Source organism: Dactylosporangium sp. NPDC051087 (assembly GCF_055586325.1).
Genome location: NZ_JBVJIJ010000005.1, coordinates 105,149 through 124,769 on the forward strand (window position 1 = coordinate 105,149; position 19,621 = coordinate 124,769).

Below are 19,621 nucleotides of genomic sequence, written 5' to 3' on the forward strand. Positions count from 1 at the left end.
TCCTGTCAGACCGCGGGGCCGGCGCCGGGCGGGTCGACCCCCTGCGGTACCCGACATCTGACGAGGAACGAGCGCTCGAAGACGATGACCGTCTCCCCGGTCGCCTTCGTGCCGGTCGTCTCGACGGTGATGATGCCCTGCCCGGGCCGCGACCGGGAGCGCCGCCGGTCAAGGATGCGACTGGTCGCGTACAGCGTGTCCCCGACGAAGACGGGGTCCTTGAGCCGCACCCGGTCCCAGCCGAGGTTGGCCACGGCCCGCGCCGACAGCGCCTGCACCGTCATCCCGCCGACGAGGCACAGGGTGATGCCGCTGTTGACCAGGACCCGGCCGTATTCGGCGCCCTCGGCGTAGTGCTGGTCGAAGTGCAGCGGGTGCTGGTTCATCGTCAGCAGGGTCAGCCAGGTGTTGTCGGCCTCGGAGATGGTCCGGCCCGGCCAGTGCCGGATGACCATGCCCGGCTCGAAGTCCTCGTAGTCGCCGCCGTGCTCCTCGGCGTACTCGTTGTCGCCGATCCTGCGCAGGCTCATCGGATCGCCACCGCGACGTTGTCGGAGCTGGGGATGCGGCCCCGCACGGAGACGATCCCGGTCGAGCCGTCGCCGTAGAACCTGCAGAACAGCCCGGCGGGCCGCCGGCCGAACAGCAGCGGGCCGAGCACCGGGGCGACCACGACGTCGTGGGGCTCGTCGATGCCGTCGGTGACCAGCGGGACGCGGCAGGTGCCGGGTTCGACGTAGTCCTGCACGATGCTGGTCTCCTCTTCTGCCGCGGTACGCACGGCGGCCTCCCACTCCGGCGGCGTGGTGTCGCGGCCGAGGAGCACCTGCAGCCCGCTCTCCCCGATCCCGGCCTTGAGCACCAGGTGCTCCTGCCGCGCCAGCACGAACGGCAGCAGGTCGATCGGGCGGCCGTCCCGGTCGGTCTTGCGGTCGGCGAGGATCCGGGTCCAGGGGACGTACCGGTCGACGAGCCGCCGGTCGGCCGCCGACATCCAGGGCCGCCCCTCCGACAGCCGGCCCAGGGTCAGCTTGTGGTGCAGGAACGCCCCCGTCTGGGTCGCGACGAGCAGACAGCCGTGGTCGACCGCGCGCTGCACCGCACCGGTGTCGAGCCCGGCGTCGAGCCAGTCGGCGATGGTGAAGTTACGCAGCCCGATCGGGTAGCGCAGGTGCGGGGCCACGTCCCACGCCTCGTGCAGGTCCTCGGGCTCGAAGAACCGGGTGGTCAGGCCGTGGCTGTTGTGGTGTTCGGCCTCCAGCTCGAAGTACCGCGACTCGACCCCGGCGACCCGGGCACTGCCGGCGATCGCGACCCGTGGCTCGACGCCCAGGTCGGCGGCGATGTCCCGGAACATGCCGGCGCGGACCGCGAACGGTGACGGCGAGGTGTAGAGGCCTTCGCCGTACAGCCGCCGCCAGGTCTCCAGCCGGCTGTGCGTCTCGATGACGCCGCCGATCGCGCCGCTGACGTTGAACTCCAGGAACTGCGGGCCGTCGGGGCCGATGACGACGTCGGGCCGGGCGACGCTGTCGGCGTACCGCTCGTCCAGCCATGCGTCCCGCATCCACAGCCGGTCCTCGTACTGCGGCATCCGGTACACCCGCAGCCGCTCCCGCGTCTCCTCGGCGCTCTCCATCGCGGTGCGGTGCATCAGCTCCAGCAGCGCGACGGCGGCACGGAACAGTTCGGCGTAGGACGACCGGGGGATCGTCATGGGCGCCGCCGGCATGATGGGCTGGTACGGCCAGCCGGTGTCGCGCAGCTCGTGCCGCAGCATCCGCCGGATCGTGCCGGCGGGCGCGGCCGGGCGCAGCTGGTGCCGCCCGAACCAGGGATGTCCGCCGGTGAACTCCGTGAACGTGCTCATGCGTCTCCTGCCGGGGCGAGCGCGTACGCGGCGGCGGTGTCCTCGACGGCCATGCCGACGGTGCGCAGGATCGTGGTGCGCCCTTCCTCCGGGGCGAGGAGGCCGAGCTCGCACAGGTCGGCGGGGCCGATCAGGCCGGCGTCGACCGCGGCCCGGATCTCGCCGGCGCCGTCCAGCGCCACCGCCCGGTCCTCGACGATCGGCAGTGCGCCGGCGAACAGCGCCGGGTCGACCTCCAGGACCTCCGGGCCGGTGCCACCGATGACGTTGAGGTGGGCGCCCGGCGTGACCCAGTCCGCCGCGACGACCGGGTCGCGGCCGCCGGTGGACGTCGCGGTGCAGATGAGCGGCGAGCCGGTCACGGCGTCCCGCGCGGTGTCGTGCACGGTCACCGTGAAGTCCCCGCCGAGTTCGGCGGCGAGCCGCTCGGCCCGCGCTTTCGTGCGGGAGTACAGCCGGATCCGCCGGATCGGCCGCACCGCCGCCGTGGCCCGGATCAGCGCCCGTGCCTGCGCCCCGGCGCCGATGACGGTCAGCTCGGCGGTGTCCGGCGCGGTGCAGGCGCGGGTGGCGAGGGCCGTGACCGCGCCCGTGCGCACCGCGGTCAGCTCCGCGCCGTCGAGCAGCGCGGTGATCCGGCCGGTCGGCAGGTCGGTGAGCGCGACGATCCCGTGGATGAGCGGCAGCCCGCGGGCCGGGTTGTCCGGGGTGAGCGTGGTGATCTTGACGCTGCCGACCCCGTGCCGCTCCCACAGTGCCGGGCTGACCAGCAGCAGCCGGTCGGCGCCGTGCTCCAGCATGGTCCGCGGCGTCGCGCGGGTGCGCCCGGCGGCCAGGTCGGCGAACATCTCCCCCAGCGCCTCGACGACCCGCAGCATCGCCGCGGTGCCGGCCATGTCGCCGGCGCCGACCATGACCGGTGCGCTCACCCGTCCGCCCGTCCGCCGAAGCGGGCCGCCCAGGCCTCGTCGCGGGCGACCGTCATGCCGGCCAGCCGCACGAACGGCGGGCCGACCATGCTGCCGTCGAGGACGGCGATCCCGCCGCCGACGGCCTCGACCGCCGCCATGACCCGCCGGGCGTGCCGCACGTCGGGGTGCGCCCGCATGGTCCGGTTGATCACGTCGAGCTCGGCCGGGTGCACGGTCGCCTTGCCGTGGAAGCCGAGCGCGCGGACCCGGGCGCTCTCTTCGGCGAGGACGCCGGGCTCGGCGAGCCGGAAGTTGGCGGTGTCGATGCAGGCGGTGCCGTGCCGGGCGCACGCGAGGGCCATCGCCTGCCGGGCGGCCAGCATCGCCTCCCAGCCGATCTCCACCCCGAGGGTGGCGGCCAGGTCGGCGGAGCCCAGCACCAGGCCGTCGGCCTCCCGGGCGATCGCGTCGGCGTCGGTGACCGCCTCGACGGTCTCGACGGTCACGTAGATCTCCGGGTGCGCGCCGGCGTCGGCGAGGATCCGCCGGTACCGGGCGACCTCGTCGGCGGAGGTCACCATCGTCATCATCACGATCCCGGGGCGCACCGGGGACTCGGCCAGCATGGCCAGGTCGTGTACCGCATCCATGCGGTCGAACTGGTTGACCCGCACGGCGACGTTGCCGGGGCGGGGCGCCTTCTCCAGCGCCGCGCGGCAGACGGCGCGGGCATCAACCTTCGCTGCCGCCGGTACCGAATCCTCCAGGTCGATCAGGTGGACATCGGCGTCGTACGACCATGCCTTGACGACCCGGTCCAGCGACAGCGCCGGCGTGTACAGGATGCTGCGCGGCGCCACGACGGTCATTCCGCCGCCTCCGCTGCGCTCCAGCGTCGGCCTGCCCTGAACCTGTCACAGGATGAGCGGCCCGAGCCGCTCCGCTGGCCGCTCATGCCGCCACCTTCCGCTGCGCTCCAGGCGTCGGCCTGAGCCAGAAGCTGTCACATGATGAGCGGCCCGAGCCGCTCCGCTGGCCGCTCATGCCGCCACCGCGCCGGCCTCGACGAGCACCTTGCACAACCGGGTGATCTGCTCGGCGGTCTGCCCGGCGCGGAGCATGACCCGCAGCCCGGCGCTGCCGCGGGCGACGATCGGGAAGAACACCGGCGAGGTGTAGAAGCCCGCCTTGAACACCCGCTGCGCCGCGTCGATGACGACGTCGTCGCCGACCGGGACGACCCGGATCGGGTAGGAGCTGCCGCCCTGCTCGGTGGCGAGCAGCGAGTCGAACAGCGCGATGTTGGCCCGCAGCCGCCCCTGCAGCTCGGTGAGCTCCGCCGTGCGGTGGATCTCGGCGGAGGCGAGCGCGGCCCCGACGGCGGCGGCGTTCATCTTCTGCGAGTAGCCGAGCGGCCCGGCGAAGCGTTCGATGAGCCGCCGGGTCTCGTGCGGGTAGCCGTTGAGCAGGATCGCGGTGCCGCCGGCACCGAAGCCCTTGCTGAGCGTGGCGACGGTGATCGTCCGCTCGTCGAGGACCGGGACGTGGGAGCGGACGTAGCCGAGGCCGCGTTCGCCGTACGCCGACAGCGAGTGCGAGTCGTCGTAGAAGACCAGGAGGTTGTACTTGTCCTGCAGCGCCGCGAGCTCCTGGACGGGCGCGTAGCCGCCAAGGCTGTCCGAGCCGTCCACGACGTAGCAGACCCGCTCGTACGTGCGGCACTGGTCCTCGATGAAGTCCAGGTCGTGGTGCCGGCAGGTGACGACCTCGGACTCGTCGGCGCAGGACGCCTTCGCGTTGGCCATCGACACGTGCGCGTTCTTGTCGAAGACCATCAGCGGCCGGGTGCCGTTGCCCAGGTGCCCGGACGCGATGATCGGCAGCAGCCCGGTGCTGGCCGCGGCGGTGGAGATCGCGCTGATCACCGTCGCCCCGAACAGCTCGCCGAGGGACTCCTCCAGCTCCAGCAGCACCGGCGTCTGCACGCGGGTCCGCGGGATGCAGTGGTCCAGGACGCCGAAGCGGCGCAGCGCGTCCACCGCCCCGTCGATGACCTTCGGGTGGGTGTCGAGGTCCAGGTAGGAGCAGACGGTGAAGTTCACGAACTCGTGGCCGTCGGCCATGGTGAAGACGCCGTCGGACAGGTCGCCGACGATGCCCGCCACGCCGTGCTCCTCGGAGGCGTTCCAGAAGACGTTGCCGACCCCGATGAGCTTGTCGTTGTTGCGGTACCGGTGGGTCGGCGTGATGCTCTTGCGTTCGCCCGTCATGCGTTCACCTCGGTCGGCTTGTAGCTGTAGACGCCGCGGACCTTGCGGTAGGCGTACGTGTAGAGGGCGACGCCGAGCACGTGCGGCCGGCGCAGGATCTTCTTCGACGTGAGCCAGAAGTTGACGTTGATGTTCATCTCGTCCAGCGACTCGGCCTGATGCCACCAGCCCAGCGGCAGGTAGAGCATGTGCCCCGGCTCGAGCGTGAAGTCGCGCCGCTCGGCGAGCTTCGGCGCCACCTTCGGGAAGCGGGTGAGGTCGGCGTTGTCGAGGTCGAACACGTGCGACTTGTCGCCCAGGCCGCGCAGCGTGGAGCGCGGGTAGTACTCGCGCGAGCCGGGCGGGGCGATGATGAAGCGCTTGCGGCCCTCGAGCGCGATGTTGAAGTTCTCGAACTCGTCGAAGTGGTTCTTCGTGAACACGCCCCGGTGACTGATCCACAGGTTGGCCGCGTACAGCGACGAGCCGTAGCCGAAGAAGTCCTTCGCGTCGAAGCCGATGACGGCGTTGACGTCGGCGGGGCTGTTGCGGATGTTCGACACCACCCGGTGCCAGGTGTCCGGCGTGTGCAGCAGGGTCTCGTCGGCGAAGAAGTCGCTCAGCCGGATGTCGCGAGTGCTCCAGCGGCCCGGGTGCTGCTTGTCGCCGGGCTCGCTGAACAGCGTGACGGTCAGGTCGGCGAGGCGGGCCGCCACCCCGTCGCGGCCGAGGCCCTGCACGTCGGCGGGCAGCGTGACGACCACCGGGACGTCGGCCTTGAACAGGCCGCCGGGACCGAGCGCGCGGAACTCGTCGAACGACATGCGGGCCACCGGCACGCCGGCCGGCGGTTGCGGGACTGCCATGTGCGTGCTCCTCATCTGGTTTCCTGCAGGTGCGCCACCACGTCGACGATGAGGTCCTCCTGGCCCGCGACCACCTGCCGGCGGCCGAGCTCGAAGAAGACGTCGCGCGGGTCCACGCCGGCCGGGCCGGCGAGCTCCAGGACGCGGTGCTTGAAGCCGGAGAACACCCCGGCCAGGCCGCTGACGATGCTCATCGGGGTCGGCACCGGCGCCGACGGCACCAGCTCGCGCTCGGCGACGTCGGCCGCGTCGAGCAGGCCGTACAGGTCGATCCCGGTGCCGAAGCCGCAGCGCTCCAGTACCGGCACCACGACCTCGAGCTGGGTGTTGCCGGCGCCGGCGCCGAAGCCCCGGGCGCAGGCGTCGATGATCCCGGCGCCGGCCTGCGCCGCGGCGAGGGAGTTGGCGACCGCCATGCCCAGGTTGTTGTGCCCGTGGAAGATGACCGGCAGTCCGGTGGCCGCGCGGATCGCGGTGACCCTGGCGGTGACGTCGGCGGGCAGCAGGTGGCCGGCGGAGTCCATGATCCCGACGGCCTGCGCGCCGTGGCCGGCGGCCCGTGCGGCGTGCTCGGCGAGCTCCTCCGGGCCCGCGAGGTGGCTCATCATCAGCACGCACTGCGCCTCGACCCCGGCGTCGCGCAGCACCCCCAGGTGCCGCTCGGCGAGGGACGACTCGGTGGCGTGCACGCCGATCCGCACGATGTCGACGCCGTGCGCGACAGCGCGCCGCAGGTCGGCGGTGGTGCCCCAGCCGGGCAGCATGAACGCGGCCAGCCGGCTGTGCCGCAGCGCCGCGCGCGTGGTCGAGAGCATCTCGTCGTCGCTGACGGCGGCCATGCCGACCTGCAGCGACGAGGCGCCCAGGCCGTTGCCGTGACCGACCTCGACGACCGGGATCCGGGCCGCGTCGGCCGCCTCCGCGTAGCGGCGCAGCGCGGTCGCGCCGAGCTGGTGGCGCACGGCGTGCTGGCCGTCGCGCAGGGTCGCGTCGTAGATCACCACGTCGGTCACCGGGTCACCTCCGAGAGGGCGCGCCGGGTCGCGTGCTGCTCGGCGACCATGACCGCGGCGGAGTTGATGAGGTCGAGGTTTCCGGCGTACGGCGGCAGCACCTCGCTGCACGCAATGACCTGCAGCGAGATCGTCACCCGGTCACCGGTCACGTTCACCGCGAGGATCTCGTAGCCGGGGGCGAAGCGGCGCACCTCGGCGGCCGCCGGCTCCACGACCTCCCGGACGCGCGCGGGGTCGGCGCCCGGGATCAGGGCGTGCACGGCGGTGCGGAAGGGCGCCGGCGGCACCGCGGGACTGATGTTGAGGATGGCCTTGACGTCGGTGACGCCGGTGAAGGCGGTGACCGCCTGGCCGGTGGTCGCGACGTACTCGTCGAGGTTGAGCCTGGTCGCGCGGCCGGCGACGACGCTCGCGACGGTGGAGACGACCTCCAGGTAGGACACCGGGAAGGCCGCGGCGAGGGCGCGTGCGACCGGCACGCCCGCCTGCCCGCCGCAGCTGACCAGGTTGATGTTGCGGCTGCCGCCGGCGTCCAGGCCGGTGACGGCGGGCACGACCATCGCACCGACCTTGCTGGGCGTCAGGTCGACGACGAGTGAGCCGAGCGGCTCCAGCAGCGGCCAGTGCTCGCGGTGGGCGGCGGCGCTGGTCGCGTCGAACACCACGTCGAACGGGCGGTCGGCGGACAGCACGGCCTCGATCCCGCCGGCGCTGGTGGGGCAGCCGAGCAGCTCGGCGTGCCGCAGGCCGGCGGACTCCGGGTTGCGGCCGGCCACCAGCGCACAGGTCAGTGCGGACGACCGGCTGATCTTGCTGACCAGGTCCTGGCCGATGGCGCCGGTGCCGATGACGGCGGCGGTCGCCGGTCGGGCGACCCTCGCGGCCGTGGGGCGTTCGACATCTGGGTTGCAGGTAGTCATGAACGTGGTTGTCCTCACCCTTTGCTGGACGCGTCAGGTCGCCGAACGTCCGCGGGTCGGACTCCGGTGGGCGCATGGGCGGCGGTGACCTCGGGCCGCGGTGGAGAGGCCGCGGATCCGGCGGGTGCGGATCGAGGTCGACTGACAGACGATGTTCGATGGATCCGGGGTGTTGCGGACAACCATAAAACCCAGAACAGGGGACGACAACGCGGGTATCCGACAGTTCACGGATGTGTGGGTTGATCACTAGTCTCCCGGCTCGACATTCAAGGTAGTCTCTCGACGGAGTCGCCGTTTCGTATGCCGTGCGGGGGGTGGGATGGTCGCGACCGACAAACGGCCGCGGCTCGGCCGTGACTTCACCCGGCTCTGGCTGGCCACCGCGATCTCCTCGATCGGCGACGGCGTCACGATCGCCGCCGCGCCGCTGCTGGCCACCCGGCTCACCGACGACCCCCGGCTGATCGGCGCGACCTCGGTCGCCTTCACCCTGCCGTTCGTGCTGTTCGGCCTGCCCGTCGGCATGCTGGTCGACCGGCTCGACATCCGCCGCGCGATGGTGCTGATCGACTACGTCCGGGCGCTGGTGCTCGCCGTGCTCACCGTCGCGGTCCTCGGCGGGTGGGGCGGGCTGCCACTGCTCTACGTCGCGATGTTCGTCCTCGGCGCCGGCGACGTCTTCTGCCGCAACGCCGAGCAGGTGCTGGTCCCGTTCATCGCGGACAAGCCGGTGCTCGCCACGGCCAACGCCCGCATCATGGCCTCGCAGGAGGCCGGCGCCGGCTTCGTCGGCCCGCTGCTCGGCGCTCTGCTGTTCGGGTTGGCGGCCGCGGTGCCGTTCGGCGTCGACGCGGTCACCTTCGCGCTCTCGGCGACCCTGGTCGCGGGCATTCGCGGGGTCCGTACCGCAGCCGCCCCCGACGACGGGAAGCCACCCACCGGTGGCGTGTGGGCCGAGATGATCGCCGGGGCGCGCTGGCTGTGGCGGCACCGCCTGCTGCGCGGCCTCGCCCTGCTCTCCTGCCTGATCAACCTGGCCGGCAACGCGATGCTCGCCGTGCTGGTCATCCACAGCACGAAGGTGCTGCACCTGAGCTCGTTCGGCTTCGGCGTGGTGCTCGCCTGCCAGGCCGCCGGCGCGGTGCTGGCGTCCCGGGTCGCGCCCGCCCTGCAGCGGCGGCTCGGCCGGGAGGGCGCGCTGATCGCCACGGCCCTGCTGCTCGTCGGCAGCGAGACGGTCCTGGCCACGGTCCCGTCTCCCTATGCGGCCGGTCTCGCCCTCGCCCTGTTCGCCTGCGGCACCGTCACCTGGAACGTCGTGGTGGTGGTCCTGCGCCAGACCCTGGTGCCGCAGCACCTGCTCGGGCGGGTCAACGGGGTGTACCGGCTGATCTCCTGGGGCGGGCTGCCGATCGGCGCCGCGGCCGGGGGGTTCGGCGCCGCCTACGCGGGCACCCGCTCGGTCTTCGGCGCCGCTGCCGTCGTCATGGCCGGCATCGCGGTCGTCCTGGTGGTGGGCGCGCGCCGGCAGTGGATCAGCCGCGCCGACCCGGAGGCGCAGTGATCCGGTCCCCGCTCGGGCGTGCCTACTCCGCGGCGCTCGCGTCGCCCGGCCTCCCGCCCGGGGATCCGGCACAGGGGGCCCGCGACGACGCCGGGCTCGCCTCGTCGTTTCAGGACCGGTTCCTGCCCGCGCCGGTGTTCCTCGGCGACGACGAGCGCCGATCGGTCGTCACCGACCTGCGCACCGTCTACGACCTGCTCCGGTCCCTGCCCGACCGGCTGTTCGGCGGGGACGTCGCCGCGTGCGCCCGGGCGGTCGGCATGGACGCGGGGCAGACCGCGCTCATCGCGCGCAGCGCCCGCACCGGGCGGCTGCTCCCGCTCGGCCGGGCCGACCTCTACCACGACGGCGAGGGCTTCCGGCTGCTCGAGTTCAACCTGACCAGCGCACTGGGCGGCTACCAGAACCCCGAGCTCAACCGGGCGATGCTGCGGTACCGGCCGCTGCACGACTTCGTGGAGCTGCACGGGCTGCGGTTCCGCGACACCGTGGAGTGCATGGCGCTCGGCCTGCTCGCCGAGACGCTTCCCGCCGGCCGGCCGCCGTTCGTCGTCGTCACCGACACGACGCCCAACTTCGCGGTCGTCGGCGACCTGCTCGCCACGCTCGCCGGGCTGCTCTCCCGGCACGGCGTCGAGGCGGTCGCCTGCGACCTCGGCCGGCTGCGGCACGAGCGGGACCAGGTGAGCGCCGACGGCCGGACGGTCGACGTCGTCCTGCGCTACTTCCTCGTCGAGGACCTCACCGACCCGGTGGCGGCGGCGCAGATCGAGGCGCTGCTGGCCGCGGTGGAAGCGGGCCGGGTGGGGCTCTGCAGCCGGCTCGACTCGGACCTCTACGGCAGCAAGGGCGCGCTCGCCATGCTGTCCGACGACCGGCACCGGTCCAGTTTCGACGCCGCCGAACGCGCGTGCATCGACCGGATCCTGCCGTGGACGCGGCCCGTGCTGCCGACCGTCAGCGACCCCGGCGGCAGCGAGGTGGACCTGCTCGCCTACGCCCGCGCGCACCGCGCCGAGCTGATCCTGAAGCCGACGCTCCTGCACGGCGGCAACGGCATCGTCGCGGGCTGGCGCGTGGACGACGCCACCTGGGAGCGCGAGGTGAGCGCGGCGATGTCCGGCGCGTACGTGCTGCAGCACCGCGTCCGCCCGGTGGCCGAGCCGATCGGCCCGCGGGAGGAGTTCCTCAACTGGGGGATCTACCTCGGCGACCGGGACACCATCGGCGAGGACGGCTACGCGGGCGGCTTCGTCCGCGGCAGCGCCGACCCGGACGCCGGCGTGGTCAGCATGGCCGGCGGCGCGAGCGTCGGCTGCGTCTTCCACGGCGGCTGACGGGGCGCTGCCGCCTGCCGCAGGCGGCGTTCCTTCCTGCCGCAGGCGGCGTTCCTTCCTGCCGCAGGCGGGTGCTACTTCCCGCCGCAGATGAGCCGGACGTAGTCGGCGCGGTTCTGGTTCGGGGCGACGCTGCTCATCGTGTAGCCCGCGTAGATCGTGAACAGCAGCTGACCCGAGCCGATGGTGCCGTTGAAGAACTGGACGGTGGCGCTGGTCTTGTTCTGCGCCGACTCGGTCCTGTTGCGCCAGTACCACTCGCCGAGGTCCTGCGTGCCACAGTCGGACAGCCGGCCGCGCGGGTAGCCGAAGTTTCCCCACTCGTAGAAGCAGTAGGAGCCGGACGGGCAGTCGGGCGAGCCGTCGGCGACGGCCGGCGTGGGTGGCGCGGTCGGCGTGACGATGAAGGCGCCGCCCCCGTAGGCAATCTCGTTGTCGTTGATCGGCATCCCGCCGGGATGGCCGGCCAGGTAGGTCGCCATGCGGGCCGCGGCGGGCGGCACGGCACCGGCTCCGGCGCCGGTGATGGTGGCGGCGACGGCCGGCTGCGGCGCGGTCAGGATCAGGGCGAGCGCGGCGACGACGGTGATCGGGAGTCGGCCTGGGCGGCCGCGGAGCGGATGGCGCATGGGGACCTCACCTGGCGATGACTGCTCGTGGCAGTTCGGATTGCGAGCCAGGCTAGTAATCGATAGATATCCATACCATGCGAGTAATGCCATTCGATCGATCTTCGCCGGCCGTGGCCGCCGCACACGGTGCGAACAGGGCGGTGATCTCGTAAAATCGGCGTCCGGCGCATTCGATCGAACGACCGCCGGGGTCGATCGCACGGGTCGACCTGCGATTCGGCGCAGCGCGACCGGCCGGCGCCAAGTGACTGAGCGTCATCGATTTGTGGCCGGGATCCGACAGTTCGCCGCCGAAAGATCAGGGACGGCTGTCGCGGCGGTCGGCCTCGATGTAGAGCAGATACTCCAGCTCCATGGGTAGCACCTGCCCGGGCCTGGGCGGCGCCTTGAGTATGGTCGTCTCGAAGCTGAGCAGTGCGCCGGTTTCCCGGTCGATCCGCAGGACGTCGCGGTAGGTCTCGTCGAGGTCCGTGAGGTCGACGCCGACCGCCAGTCCGGGCCGCCCGCCCTGGTCGACACCGCCGGGCATGAAGTGGTCGGACTGCACGCCGAAGACCATGAGGCCGGGGACCGAGGCGATGACCCGCAGCAGCGCGGCGCGTTGCGCCGCGTCCAGGCAGTGGTATCTGGGCAGCCCGGCGGCCGCGCGGAGCAGCCCTTGCACGCCGAAGTCGGGCTGCGTCCGCAGCAGGCTGTCGCGCAGCGCCGCCGGATCGCTGGACGGGACGGCGCCGCCGATCTCGGCATCGAGCTCACGCGGGTCGTCGTACGGCGTCTTGACCGGCGCCTTCCGCTCCCCCGCGGACGTCTCGACGACGATCCGCACGGCGTCGCCGGCCGGGTCCCGCCAGAGCTGCTCGTCCCTGACCACCGGCCGGTCGCCGGGCGTGGTGACCGGGGAGTGGGACTGGATGTGGGTGTAGACGTAGCGCCCGGTCGGCGCGGGCTCGGCGTGCTGCAGCGTCCTCGCCCGGATCGCCTCGATCTCCCGGATGGGGTCGAGGTCGACGGGCGGGGGCACGCCGCCGTCCGGCGAGGTGAGCGTCTTCAGCCGGGACCGCGTGGGCTGCGGCTCCCGGACCGCGGTCCCGCCCAGGATGCCGACGATGGCCAGGGCCTTGCACGCCTGCAGGACGGCCCGCCGCCGCACCAGCCGCCCACCGACCGGCGCCGCCTCGGGGACGGCCCGCGTGGGAACGACCCGCGCGGAGACAGCCTGCACGGAATCGGCCTGCGCGGAGACCGGCGGCACGGGAACGGCCTGCGCAGGGATCGCCCGCGTTGGGACAACCTGCGCGGGGATCGCCTGCGCGGGAACGGCTGCCGCTGGCGCGACCGCCGCAGGGAGCGTCGTTTCGGAGGCGGCCGGCACCGGGACGGGCGGCGGATCGGTGGGCGCCTGGTCCCGTTCGTCACGCAGGCTTGGGAGGTTGTCGTAGAGCTTCGTCCAGTGCGCGACGGTGCCCTCGTCGCCGCCGCGGGCGACCAGCACCCACCCCAGAGTGTGCCGGTCGAGCTCGGCGGTGCGCGTTTCCAACACCTGCCGCAACCACTGCTCCGACGGCCCGGGCAGCCGCAGCCCCTTCCACCCGGCGAGGGCAGGCGTGGTGGCGATCCGCTGGGCGAGCACGTCCAGGGGCACGTCGAGGATCCCGCGCACCCCGTCGACGAGGGCGTCCTTCGTCGCCGGCGTGCCGATGTCGGGCTGGAGCAGGGCGAGCTCCTCGGCGGCAGCATCACGCAGCGTGATGCACTCGCCCATGGTCGCCTCGTCGACCTTCAACGGGGCCAGGAACGACTTCATCATCGCCTCGGTCGGCAGTTTCTGGCCCTTGTCGACGGCACCGATCGAGCTGGGCGACTTCCCGGACCGGGCGGCCAGGTGCGCGTAGCTCCGATTGGCGTCGACGCGGATCTGGCACAGTTTCGAAGCCAGGGGGCGGAGGATGTTGAATGACACGTCGCGCAACTGCGCAGTGCCGTTCGCGACACTGTCCTCATCGACAGTCATGGTGATGTGTTACCTTCATGTAAGGGGTGGCGCGCATCGCGCGGATTATTTGCCCGAACGGCGACAATGACTGATCGGTGCATCGTGGTATTCGCCCGCCTGGTGGGTTCACCTGGTCGGCGGACCCACCGAGGATGGATGTGCGGCGGCGCCGGTTGCGGTAGCTTCGACGGTGCCGCGGGACAGGCTCCCGGTTCGACCTTCCAGTGGGATGCGGATCGGGTCGGGGGTCTCCTGTTTGTGGCGGGAGACCCCCATCTCAGGCCGGCGGATCACCCGCCGGGGCACCGGCCCCGGCAGCTCATCCCGCCGGTGCCGCCAGGCGGCTGAGCAGCAAGGACGTCCCGGACAAGGTGGTGGTCAGCACCACTGCGGTGAGCGCCGAGCCGTCGTCCCTGAGCACCAGCTCCGCGAAGCCGAGCGCGAGGGTCAGCACCGCGACGAACAGTGATCGCGGGCCGAGGTCCGCCGCCTCGGGCGTGGGGAGTAGCGGTCGTTTCATCTGCTTCCTTCTCGTGGGTCGGACCTTCCAGTGGTCGGCGACCGGCGCGACGGAGCCGCCCGGTGACCGGCGGGGTGGAACTGAGTAGAGCCGCACGGGGTCCCGCGGTTTTGTGGCCCGCGGGTGACGGCTGTCTCGACCCCGAAGTATGTCACCCTTCGTGGTCCGCGTCATGGTCACGAATTGCGATTCGGAAAGTTTTCGAGCGATCGAACATCGGCCCCTATGGACCGAGCGATCCCGGTCATCCGAAAGCACCGCGCGGACATTCGATCGAACACCTTCAGGTAGACGATCAACTCGGCATAGACCCTGATCAGAGCGGCTGCCAGGGTTCGATCGAACAATCCCGGCGATCATGCAATGACATAGTTGAAAGGACCATTATCCGACGCATTCATTCACGTCGCGGGCCACCGAGCGACCGCCATGACGGTCACGCACCGCAGTCGCCCGGCCGCGGACGGGTGACAGGTCATCGGGTCCTGGTCGGCGTCACCGGCGCGCACCAGTTGGTCAGCCCCTTGCGGTGCCATTTCGGGCAGGTGCTGGCATGGCAGTACCACTGCCAGCCCTTGTACTCGTGCCTGCGCAGGCCGACGTCGGTCCCGCCGCACTCGCCGCAGACCGGTGGCGGTCCGGCGAACTCCGTCGCGCGCTCGTGCGCCAGGAGCTTGCGGGCGAAGTGCTCGCCGTGCACCGTCAGCATGACCTCCCTGGAGTGGGTATGGGAGAGCGCGTTGAGGCTGCCGAGCAGCACCACCCGCTCGTCGATGACCACGATCTTCTGGTGCATGTCCTTGACCTCGACGACGGAGCCGACCACGGCGCGCAGCCGTCGCAGGTACTGCTGGCTGCCGCCCTCCCCCTGCATGCCGTCGCCGGGGTCCCGGACGAAGACCCTGATCGTGACGCCTCGGGCGGACGCCTCCTCGAGCACCGGCAGCAGCGACATCACCCGGTGCCTGGTCCACGGCGCCCACAGCCAGATCGACTGCCGTGCCTCGGCGAGCCGCCCGGCGAACGCCGCGTGGAAGGACTCCTCGTCGTCGATGGCGTCGATCCGGACGTGGCGGGCCAGCACGTCGGCCAGCTCCACGCCGAACGGGCCCAGGCCGAAGCCCTCGCCGAGCGTCGGCGTGACGAGGCACGCGCCGGAGACCGTGCGGGCCCGCCGGTCGCGCAGCAGCACGGCGAGCGCCGCGAGAGGGCTCCCGGGCGGGGCCTGGTCGATCCGGCTGCGGCTGCCGATGACGTACAGGCGGGTCTGCGTCCTGGTGACGGCGACGTTGAACAGGCGGACACCGTCGCGCTCGTAGGACTGCTGGGCCAGGCTCGCCGCCGACATCCAGCGTTTCGTGCGGTGGTCCTCCACCAGGTCGAACACCACGATCGGGAACTCGCGGCCCTGGAAGCGGTGCGCGGTGCCGACCTCGGTGACGGCGCCGGACGGCAGCTCCTGGTCGCGCAGCGCCTCCAGGGTCGCCTCGACCTGGTCGCCGTACGGGGTGACGATCCCCGTCCGCTCGCCCCGCTCCTGGTGATAGTCGGCGAGGACCCGGCTGAGCAGCGCACCCGCCGGCCACCAGCCCTTGTGCCGCCCCGTGGAGCGCACCACCCCGAGATCGCCGAGGCCGTCGACGTCGACCAGGACGATCTCCGGGTCGTCCGCCCCACGCGGCCGGATCGACGCGCCGGCCCGCAGCAGCCCGTCGTAGGCGACGGTGTTGGCCAGGCCCATCACCTCCGGGCCGAAGCGGTGCTGCACGTCCAGTGCCGTGCAGCCGCCGTTGCCGCGGGCGTCGGCCGAGGTACGGATGCCGCAGTGCGCGAACACGTCGGGCACCAGCCAGCGCCGGACGTCGGGCCGGGCGGACTCGGCCACGGCCTTCGGCAGGATCGCGCCGAGCTGCATGAAGTCGCCGAGCAGCACCGCGGCGCGGCCGGCCCGGGAGACCGCGAGCAGCACCTCCGGCAGGTTGGCGGCGCCGACCTCGTCGACCAGGACCACGTCGTACGGGCCGGCCAGCACGGCAGAGTTGGTGCGCATCCGGGCAAGGGTCGTGGCGACCACCCTGGCCGCGCCGATGAGCTCCCCCTCGGCGTCCTTGCGCAGCCGGTCGAACGTCTCCTGCACCTGCTCGTACCGCTGCCGCAGCGACGACAGACCGGGTGCCAGGCGAGCCAGCCCGGCCCGGAGGGCGTCCCGCTCGGCGGCGCGCTCCGGCAGGCCCAGCCGGTCGGCGCGCTCGGCGGCGGCCCTGGCCTCGTCGGTGACCGGCGGCTCGCTCTCGACCGCGAGCAGCGCCTGCTGCGCGTCGTCGACGGCCCGGCCGGTGCGCCGCCCGTCGTCCTCGGCCTGCCGCACCTCCTGGCGGGTGCCGGCGAGCCGGCGGTCGGCGGCGGCGACGTCGGCCGGGGTGCCCACGGCGGCCGCCAGCAACCCGTCGATCTCGCGCCCGACCTCGGCGGCCCGCCGTTCGTAGAGCGCCTCGCGCTTCGCCGCCCGCGACTCGGCGGCGACGGCGTCCCGCTCGGCGTCCTCCCACGCGGCGCGCACCCGCTGCCGGGAGCCGTGGTTGCGGAACCGGCCGATGAATCCCTCGCCGTCCAACCGGCGCAGGTGCGCGGCCCCGCGTTCCGCTTCGGCGCGCAGCTCCAGCGCGTCCCCGGCCAGGCGGTCGGCGGCGGACCTGGCCTCGGCGAGTTCCCCGCGCAGCGCGTCGACGCGGCGGTACGCGGCCCGCGTGCCGTCCAGCTCGCGGACCCGCCGCTCGGCGGCGTCCCGGTCCGCGCGCAGCCGGGCGGTCCGGGTCTCGCCGGCGGTGCGGCTCGCCACGGCCCGCTGCAGCGCCTCCGCCAGCGCCGGAATACGCAGCCGCCGGGCGATCCGGGCCAGCACCGCGCTGTGCGCCGCCGGGTCGAAGCCGGTGAGGACCTCGTCCAGCTGCGCCAGCCGCTCCTCTTCCCGGCGGGCCGCCAGCAGCTGGTCCTCGATGCGCTGCCGCTCCGCCTCCACCTCGGCGAGGCGCTCCCGTACCAGCGGAGGCAGGCAGATCTCCGGGTGCTTGAGCATGTCGGGGTGGTGCGGCGCGCCGACCCGCAGCAGCACCCCGCGGTCGAAGCGGCCGCCCTTGACCACCCCGAGCAGCGCGTTGTCGACGGCGATGTTCGTCGCCGACACCAGCAGGACCCGCCGGCCGGCCGCGACCAGCTCGGTGATCGCCTCGGTGAGGACCCGGGTCTTGCCGGTGCCGGGCGGACCCCAGACGAGCCTGACGCCGGTGCCGAGGCACGCTTCGAGCGCCTCCCGCTGCTGGTCGGTGAAGCCGGCCACCGGTCGCGGCCGCGCGGGCGCCGCGGCGAGCCGGCCCATCGCCAGCTCGTCGGCGAGGCTCAGGTCGCCGAGCCGGGAGATGCCCTCCCGCAGCTTGACGATGAGGTGCGTGGCGGGCTGCTTCTGCTGCCACAGGTGCGCGCCGGTCAGGTCGACGAACTCGGCGACCCGGACCCTGACCAGCGGGCCGTCCTGCACCGCCTCGAGCACCTGGTAGCCCTCGCCGGGCTGCGGCTCCCGCGCCCCGGCCAGCCGCAGGGTCTCGACCTGGTCGAGGTCGACCCTCGTGCCGCGCACGTCCAGGGTGTACCAGCCGCCGCCGCGCTGCCTGGCCGGCCCGATCCGGCTCATCCCGTGCTGCTTGCGCTCGCCGCCCTCCTCGCTGATCCAGAAGTCCAATGCGCTGCACACAGCATCGCGCCAGTCCGGCAAGACCGACCCCCATCGCGTCGTGGCGAACGTCGATGGAACAGTACCGCTCGATCAACCCATTGAGCTACGGCGATACCACGATGCGTAGCGCCGGCGGGCGTCCCCGCCGGCGCGTCCCGCCCGCCGGATCAGTTCGCGGGGACGACGTCCGCGGGGACGTCCACGTGGACCGGCAGGCCGTAGTCGGACAGGTCGAGCGTGGCGGCGACGGTACCGGCGTCGAGACGACCCTTGATCGTCGTCTGCCACGCGGTGCTCATCTTCACGGTCGCGATCCGCCCGTCGGCGTTGAGCGCGACGTCGCCCTTGACCACCGACGACGACTTCGGGTCCGGCTGGGTCGTGTACTCGAAGTGCAGCGAGCCGTCCGGATTCTGCGTGACGGTGGCATTCGCCTGCCGCAAGGCGTCGAACAGGGCGGCCGGGTCGGGCGCCGCCGCGCCGAGGACGGAGTCGCCGTCCCCGTAGAGCGACAGCCGGTCGTGCTTGCCCGGATACCGGCCGAACCGGTTGTACACCTCGCCGCCGGGGGTCTTGTCCGGCGGCAGCGGGGCCAGCGGCGGTTCGGCGCCCACGTAGCGGGTGCCGTCGATGAGCAGCTCGACGGTGACGGAGTCGTCCTGCGGGCGGCGGAGATGGCCGGTCGCCGTCATCGGGTCGAACGCACCCTCGTAGACGCCGAACACCTCGCCGGTCGGGCCGCTCAGCGTCAGCCTGATCCGGTAGCTGATGTTGTCGCTGGCCGCGGCGGCCTTCTGCAGCCGCAACGCGGCCGGGACCTCGGCGGTCCGCACGGACGTGCCGCCGTCCGGCCGCCCCGCGCCGCCCCCGGTGAGACCGACGGCCAGGACCCCGGCGAGTCCGGCGACACCCAGGGCGTACCCGGTGCGGACCACGGCCGTGCGCCGGCGGTGCCTGGCGGTGGCCCGGTCCAGGACGGCACCGTCGACGGCCAGGTCGGCGACGTGCGCCCGCATACCCGCGGCGAGCTGCTCTTCAAGTTCGATGCTCATCGTTGCGCTCCGCTGGAGATGGAAGAGGTCTGGAGGTCCCAGGTGGCGGTGAGCTCGCGGAGACGGGACAGGCCCCGCGAGGCGGTGGACTTGACGGTGCCGACCGAGCAACCCAGGACGTCGGCGGCCTCCGCCTCGCTGAGCTGCTCCCAGTACCGCAGCACCAGCACGGCACGCTGCCGCGGCGGCAACTGGGCGAGCGCCTGGATCAGCGCCCGCCGCAGGGCGACGGTGTCCGCGGCGTCGGGCCGGCCCGGCGGCTCCACCCGCAGGGCCACCTCCCGCCGCCGCCTGCGCACCCGCCACTGGTCGACGGCGAGGTGATACATCGTGCGCCGCAGATACCGCTCCCGGTCCTCACGGACCCGCCCCCACGAGCGCATCAACCGCTCCAACGCCCCCTGCAACAGGTCCTCCCCCGCCGCGCGGCTGCCGGTGAGCAGCACCGCCGTGGCGAGCAGGGCACTGCCACGCTCCGCGACGAGGGCATCCAGCCCATCGAAGCTGCGTTTCCAGAACACGGGCTCTCCTTTCGTCGCGCACAAGACGACAGCCGCGCACGGAAGGTTGAGCGACCCACCGGAAAACCCGTGGCAACCGTCAGGTAAGGTTGGTCCTACCGACGCGGGGTGGAGCAGCTCGGTAGCTCGCTGGGCTCATAACCCAGAGGTCGCAGGTTCAAATCCTGTCCCCGCTACAACCGCTGACGCCCCCTGCTCACGCCGGGGGCGTTTCGCATTGGGCGGTTTCCGCACCCGCGCACCGGCGGAGCCGGTGCTCCCCAGTGGGGGAGCTTCGCTCCACCCACACCCCCTCAAACCCTCGACACCTGGGCCTCCAAAGGTCCACGCGCCCAGGACGGAGCTGTTTTGTGGAGACCTGCGGGGACCGCTGACGCCCCCTGCTCACGCCGGGGGCGTTTCGCATTGGGCGGTTTCCGCATCCGCGCACGGTTGGC

Annotated in this window: 16 protein-coding genes and 1 tRNA gene; 3 read left to right on the forward strand and 14 right to left on the reverse strand. The window is 72.7% G+C overall.

Going from position 1 to position 19,621, the window contains the following annotated elements; genetic code table 11:
* Positions 1-5: 5 nt before the first annotated feature.
* From ACZ6TV_RS11575 to ACZ6TV_RS11610, 8 genes are all read right to left on the reverse strand, one after another.
* The gene (locus tag ACZ6TV_RS11575) at positions 6-530 is read right to left on the reverse strand and encodes a MaoC family dehydratase (protein WP_465297089.1); all 525 of its coding nucleotides are present in this window, start codon (positions 528-530) and stop codon (positions 6-8) included.
* The gene (locus ACZ6TV_RS11580; protein WP_465297090.1) at positions 527-1,870 is read right to left on the reverse strand and encodes a hypothetical protein; all 1,344 of its coding nucleotides are present in this window, start codon (positions 1,868-1,870) and stop codon (positions 527-529) included. Before ACZ6TV_RS11580 ends, ACZ6TV_RS11575 begins: the two co-directional genes overlap by 4 nt.
* The gene (locus ACZ6TV_RS11585) at positions 1,867-2,799 is read right to left on the reverse strand and encodes an ornithine cyclodeaminase family protein (protein WP_465297091.1); all 933 of its coding nucleotides are present in this window, start codon (positions 2,797-2,799) and stop codon (positions 1,867-1,869) included. The genes ACZ6TV_RS11580 and ACZ6TV_RS11585 overlap by 4 nt, the downstream gene beginning before the upstream one ends.
* Positions 2,796-3,650 carry an HpcH/HpaI aldolase/citrate lyase family protein gene (locus ACZ6TV_RS11590; RefSeq protein ID WP_465297092.1) on the reverse strand — a complete coding sequence of 285 codons (855 nt, stop codon included), beginning with the start codon at positions 3,648-3,650 and terminating at the stop codon, positions 2,796-2,798. The genes ACZ6TV_RS11585 and ACZ6TV_RS11590 overlap by 4 nt, the downstream gene beginning before the upstream one ends.
* A 171-nt stretch (positions 3,651-3,821) precedes the next feature.
* A complete protein-coding gene (locus ACZ6TV_RS11595) occupies positions 3,822-5,051 on the reverse strand; it encodes an 8-amino-7-oxononanoate synthase family protein (protein ID WP_465297093.1) in 1,230 nt (409 codons plus the stop codon).
* Positions 5,048-5,854, reverse strand: a complete 807-nt coding sequence (locus ACZ6TV_RS11600) for a cupin-like domain-containing protein (RefSeq protein WP_465297337.1) — start codon at positions 5,852-5,854, stop codon at positions 5,048-5,050. The genes ACZ6TV_RS11595 and ACZ6TV_RS11600 overlap by 4 nt, the downstream gene beginning before the upstream one ends.
* Before the next feature lie 53 nt (positions 5,855-5,907).
* Positions 5,908-6,909 (reverse strand): 4-hydroxy-2-oxovalerate aldolase, encoded by a 1,002-nt coding sequence (gene dmpG, locus ACZ6TV_RS11605; protein ID WP_465297094.1) that lies wholly within the window; start codon positions 6,907-6,909, stop codon positions 5,908-5,910.
* The gene (locus tag ACZ6TV_RS11610; RefSeq protein WP_465297095.1) at positions 6,906-7,832 is read right to left on the reverse strand and encodes an acetaldehyde dehydrogenase (acetylating); all 927 of its coding nucleotides are present in this window, start codon (positions 7,830-7,832) and stop codon (positions 6,906-6,908) included. Before ACZ6TV_RS11610 ends, dmpG begins: the two co-directional genes overlap by 4 nt.
* A gap of 322 nt (positions 7,833-8,154) precedes the next feature.
* Here ACZ6TV_RS11610 and ACZ6TV_RS11615 point away from each other — a divergent pair, with 322 nt between their 5' ends.
* Complete coding sequence (locus ACZ6TV_RS11615) at positions 8,155-9,399, forward strand: MFS transporter (RefSeq protein WP_465297096.1); 1,245 nt, start codon at positions 8,155-8,157, stop codon at positions 9,397-9,399.
* Complete coding sequence (locus tag ACZ6TV_RS11620) at positions 9,396-10,736, forward strand: hypothetical protein (RefSeq protein ID WP_465297097.1); 1,341 nt, start codon at positions 9,396-9,398, stop codon at positions 10,734-10,736. Before ACZ6TV_RS11615 ends, ACZ6TV_RS11620 begins: the two co-directional genes overlap by 4 nt.
* 74 nt (positions 10,737-10,810) lie before the next feature.
* Here ACZ6TV_RS11620 and ACZ6TV_RS11625 read toward each other — a convergent pair whose 3' ends face one another.
* The 6 genes from ACZ6TV_RS11625 to ACZ6TV_RS11650 form a co-directional block, all read right to left on the reverse strand.
* Positions 10,811-11,365 carry a peptidase inhibitor family I36 protein gene (locus ACZ6TV_RS11625; protein WP_465297098.1) on the reverse strand — a complete coding sequence of 185 codons (555 nt, stop codon included), beginning with the start codon at positions 11,363-11,365 and terminating at the stop codon, positions 10,811-10,813.
* 301 nt (positions 11,366-11,666) lie between these two features.
* A complete protein-coding gene (locus ACZ6TV_RS11630; protein WP_465297099.1) occupies positions 11,667-13,379 on the reverse strand; it encodes a hypothetical protein in 1,713 nt (570 codons plus the stop codon).
* A 301-nt stretch (positions 13,380-13,680) separates the two neighbouring features.
* Positions 13,681-13,881 (reverse strand): hypothetical protein, encoded by a 201-nt coding sequence (locus ACZ6TV_RS11635; RefSeq protein WP_465297100.1) that lies wholly within the window; start codon positions 13,879-13,881, stop codon positions 13,681-13,683.
* A 475-nt stretch (positions 13,882-14,356) separates the two neighbouring features.
* Entirely contained in the window at positions 14,357-17,617 is a 3,261-nt protein-coding gene (locus ACZ6TV_RS11640) for an AAA domain-containing protein (protein ID WP_465297101.1), read from the reverse strand.
* Between the two features lie 161 nt (positions 17,618-17,778).
* Complete coding sequence (locus tag ACZ6TV_RS11645) at positions 17,779-18,663, reverse strand: hypothetical protein (protein WP_465297102.1); 885 nt, start codon at positions 18,661-18,663, stop codon at positions 17,779-17,781.
* Positions 18,660-19,184 carry a SigE family RNA polymerase sigma factor gene (locus tag ACZ6TV_RS11650; protein ID WP_465297103.1) on the reverse strand — a complete coding sequence of 175 codons (525 nt, stop codon included), beginning with the start codon at positions 19,182-19,184 and terminating at the stop codon, positions 18,660-18,662. Before ACZ6TV_RS11650 ends, ACZ6TV_RS11645 begins: the two co-directional genes overlap by 4 nt.
* A gap of 102 nt (positions 19,185-19,286) precedes the next feature.
* On the opposite strand from ACZ6TV_RS11650, the gene ACZ6TV_RS11655 reads away from it, so the two are divergent.
* Positions 19,287-19,360: transfer RNA gene (locus tag ACZ6TV_RS11655), tRNA-Met, on the forward strand.
* Positions 19,361-19,621 lie beyond the last annotated feature (261 nt).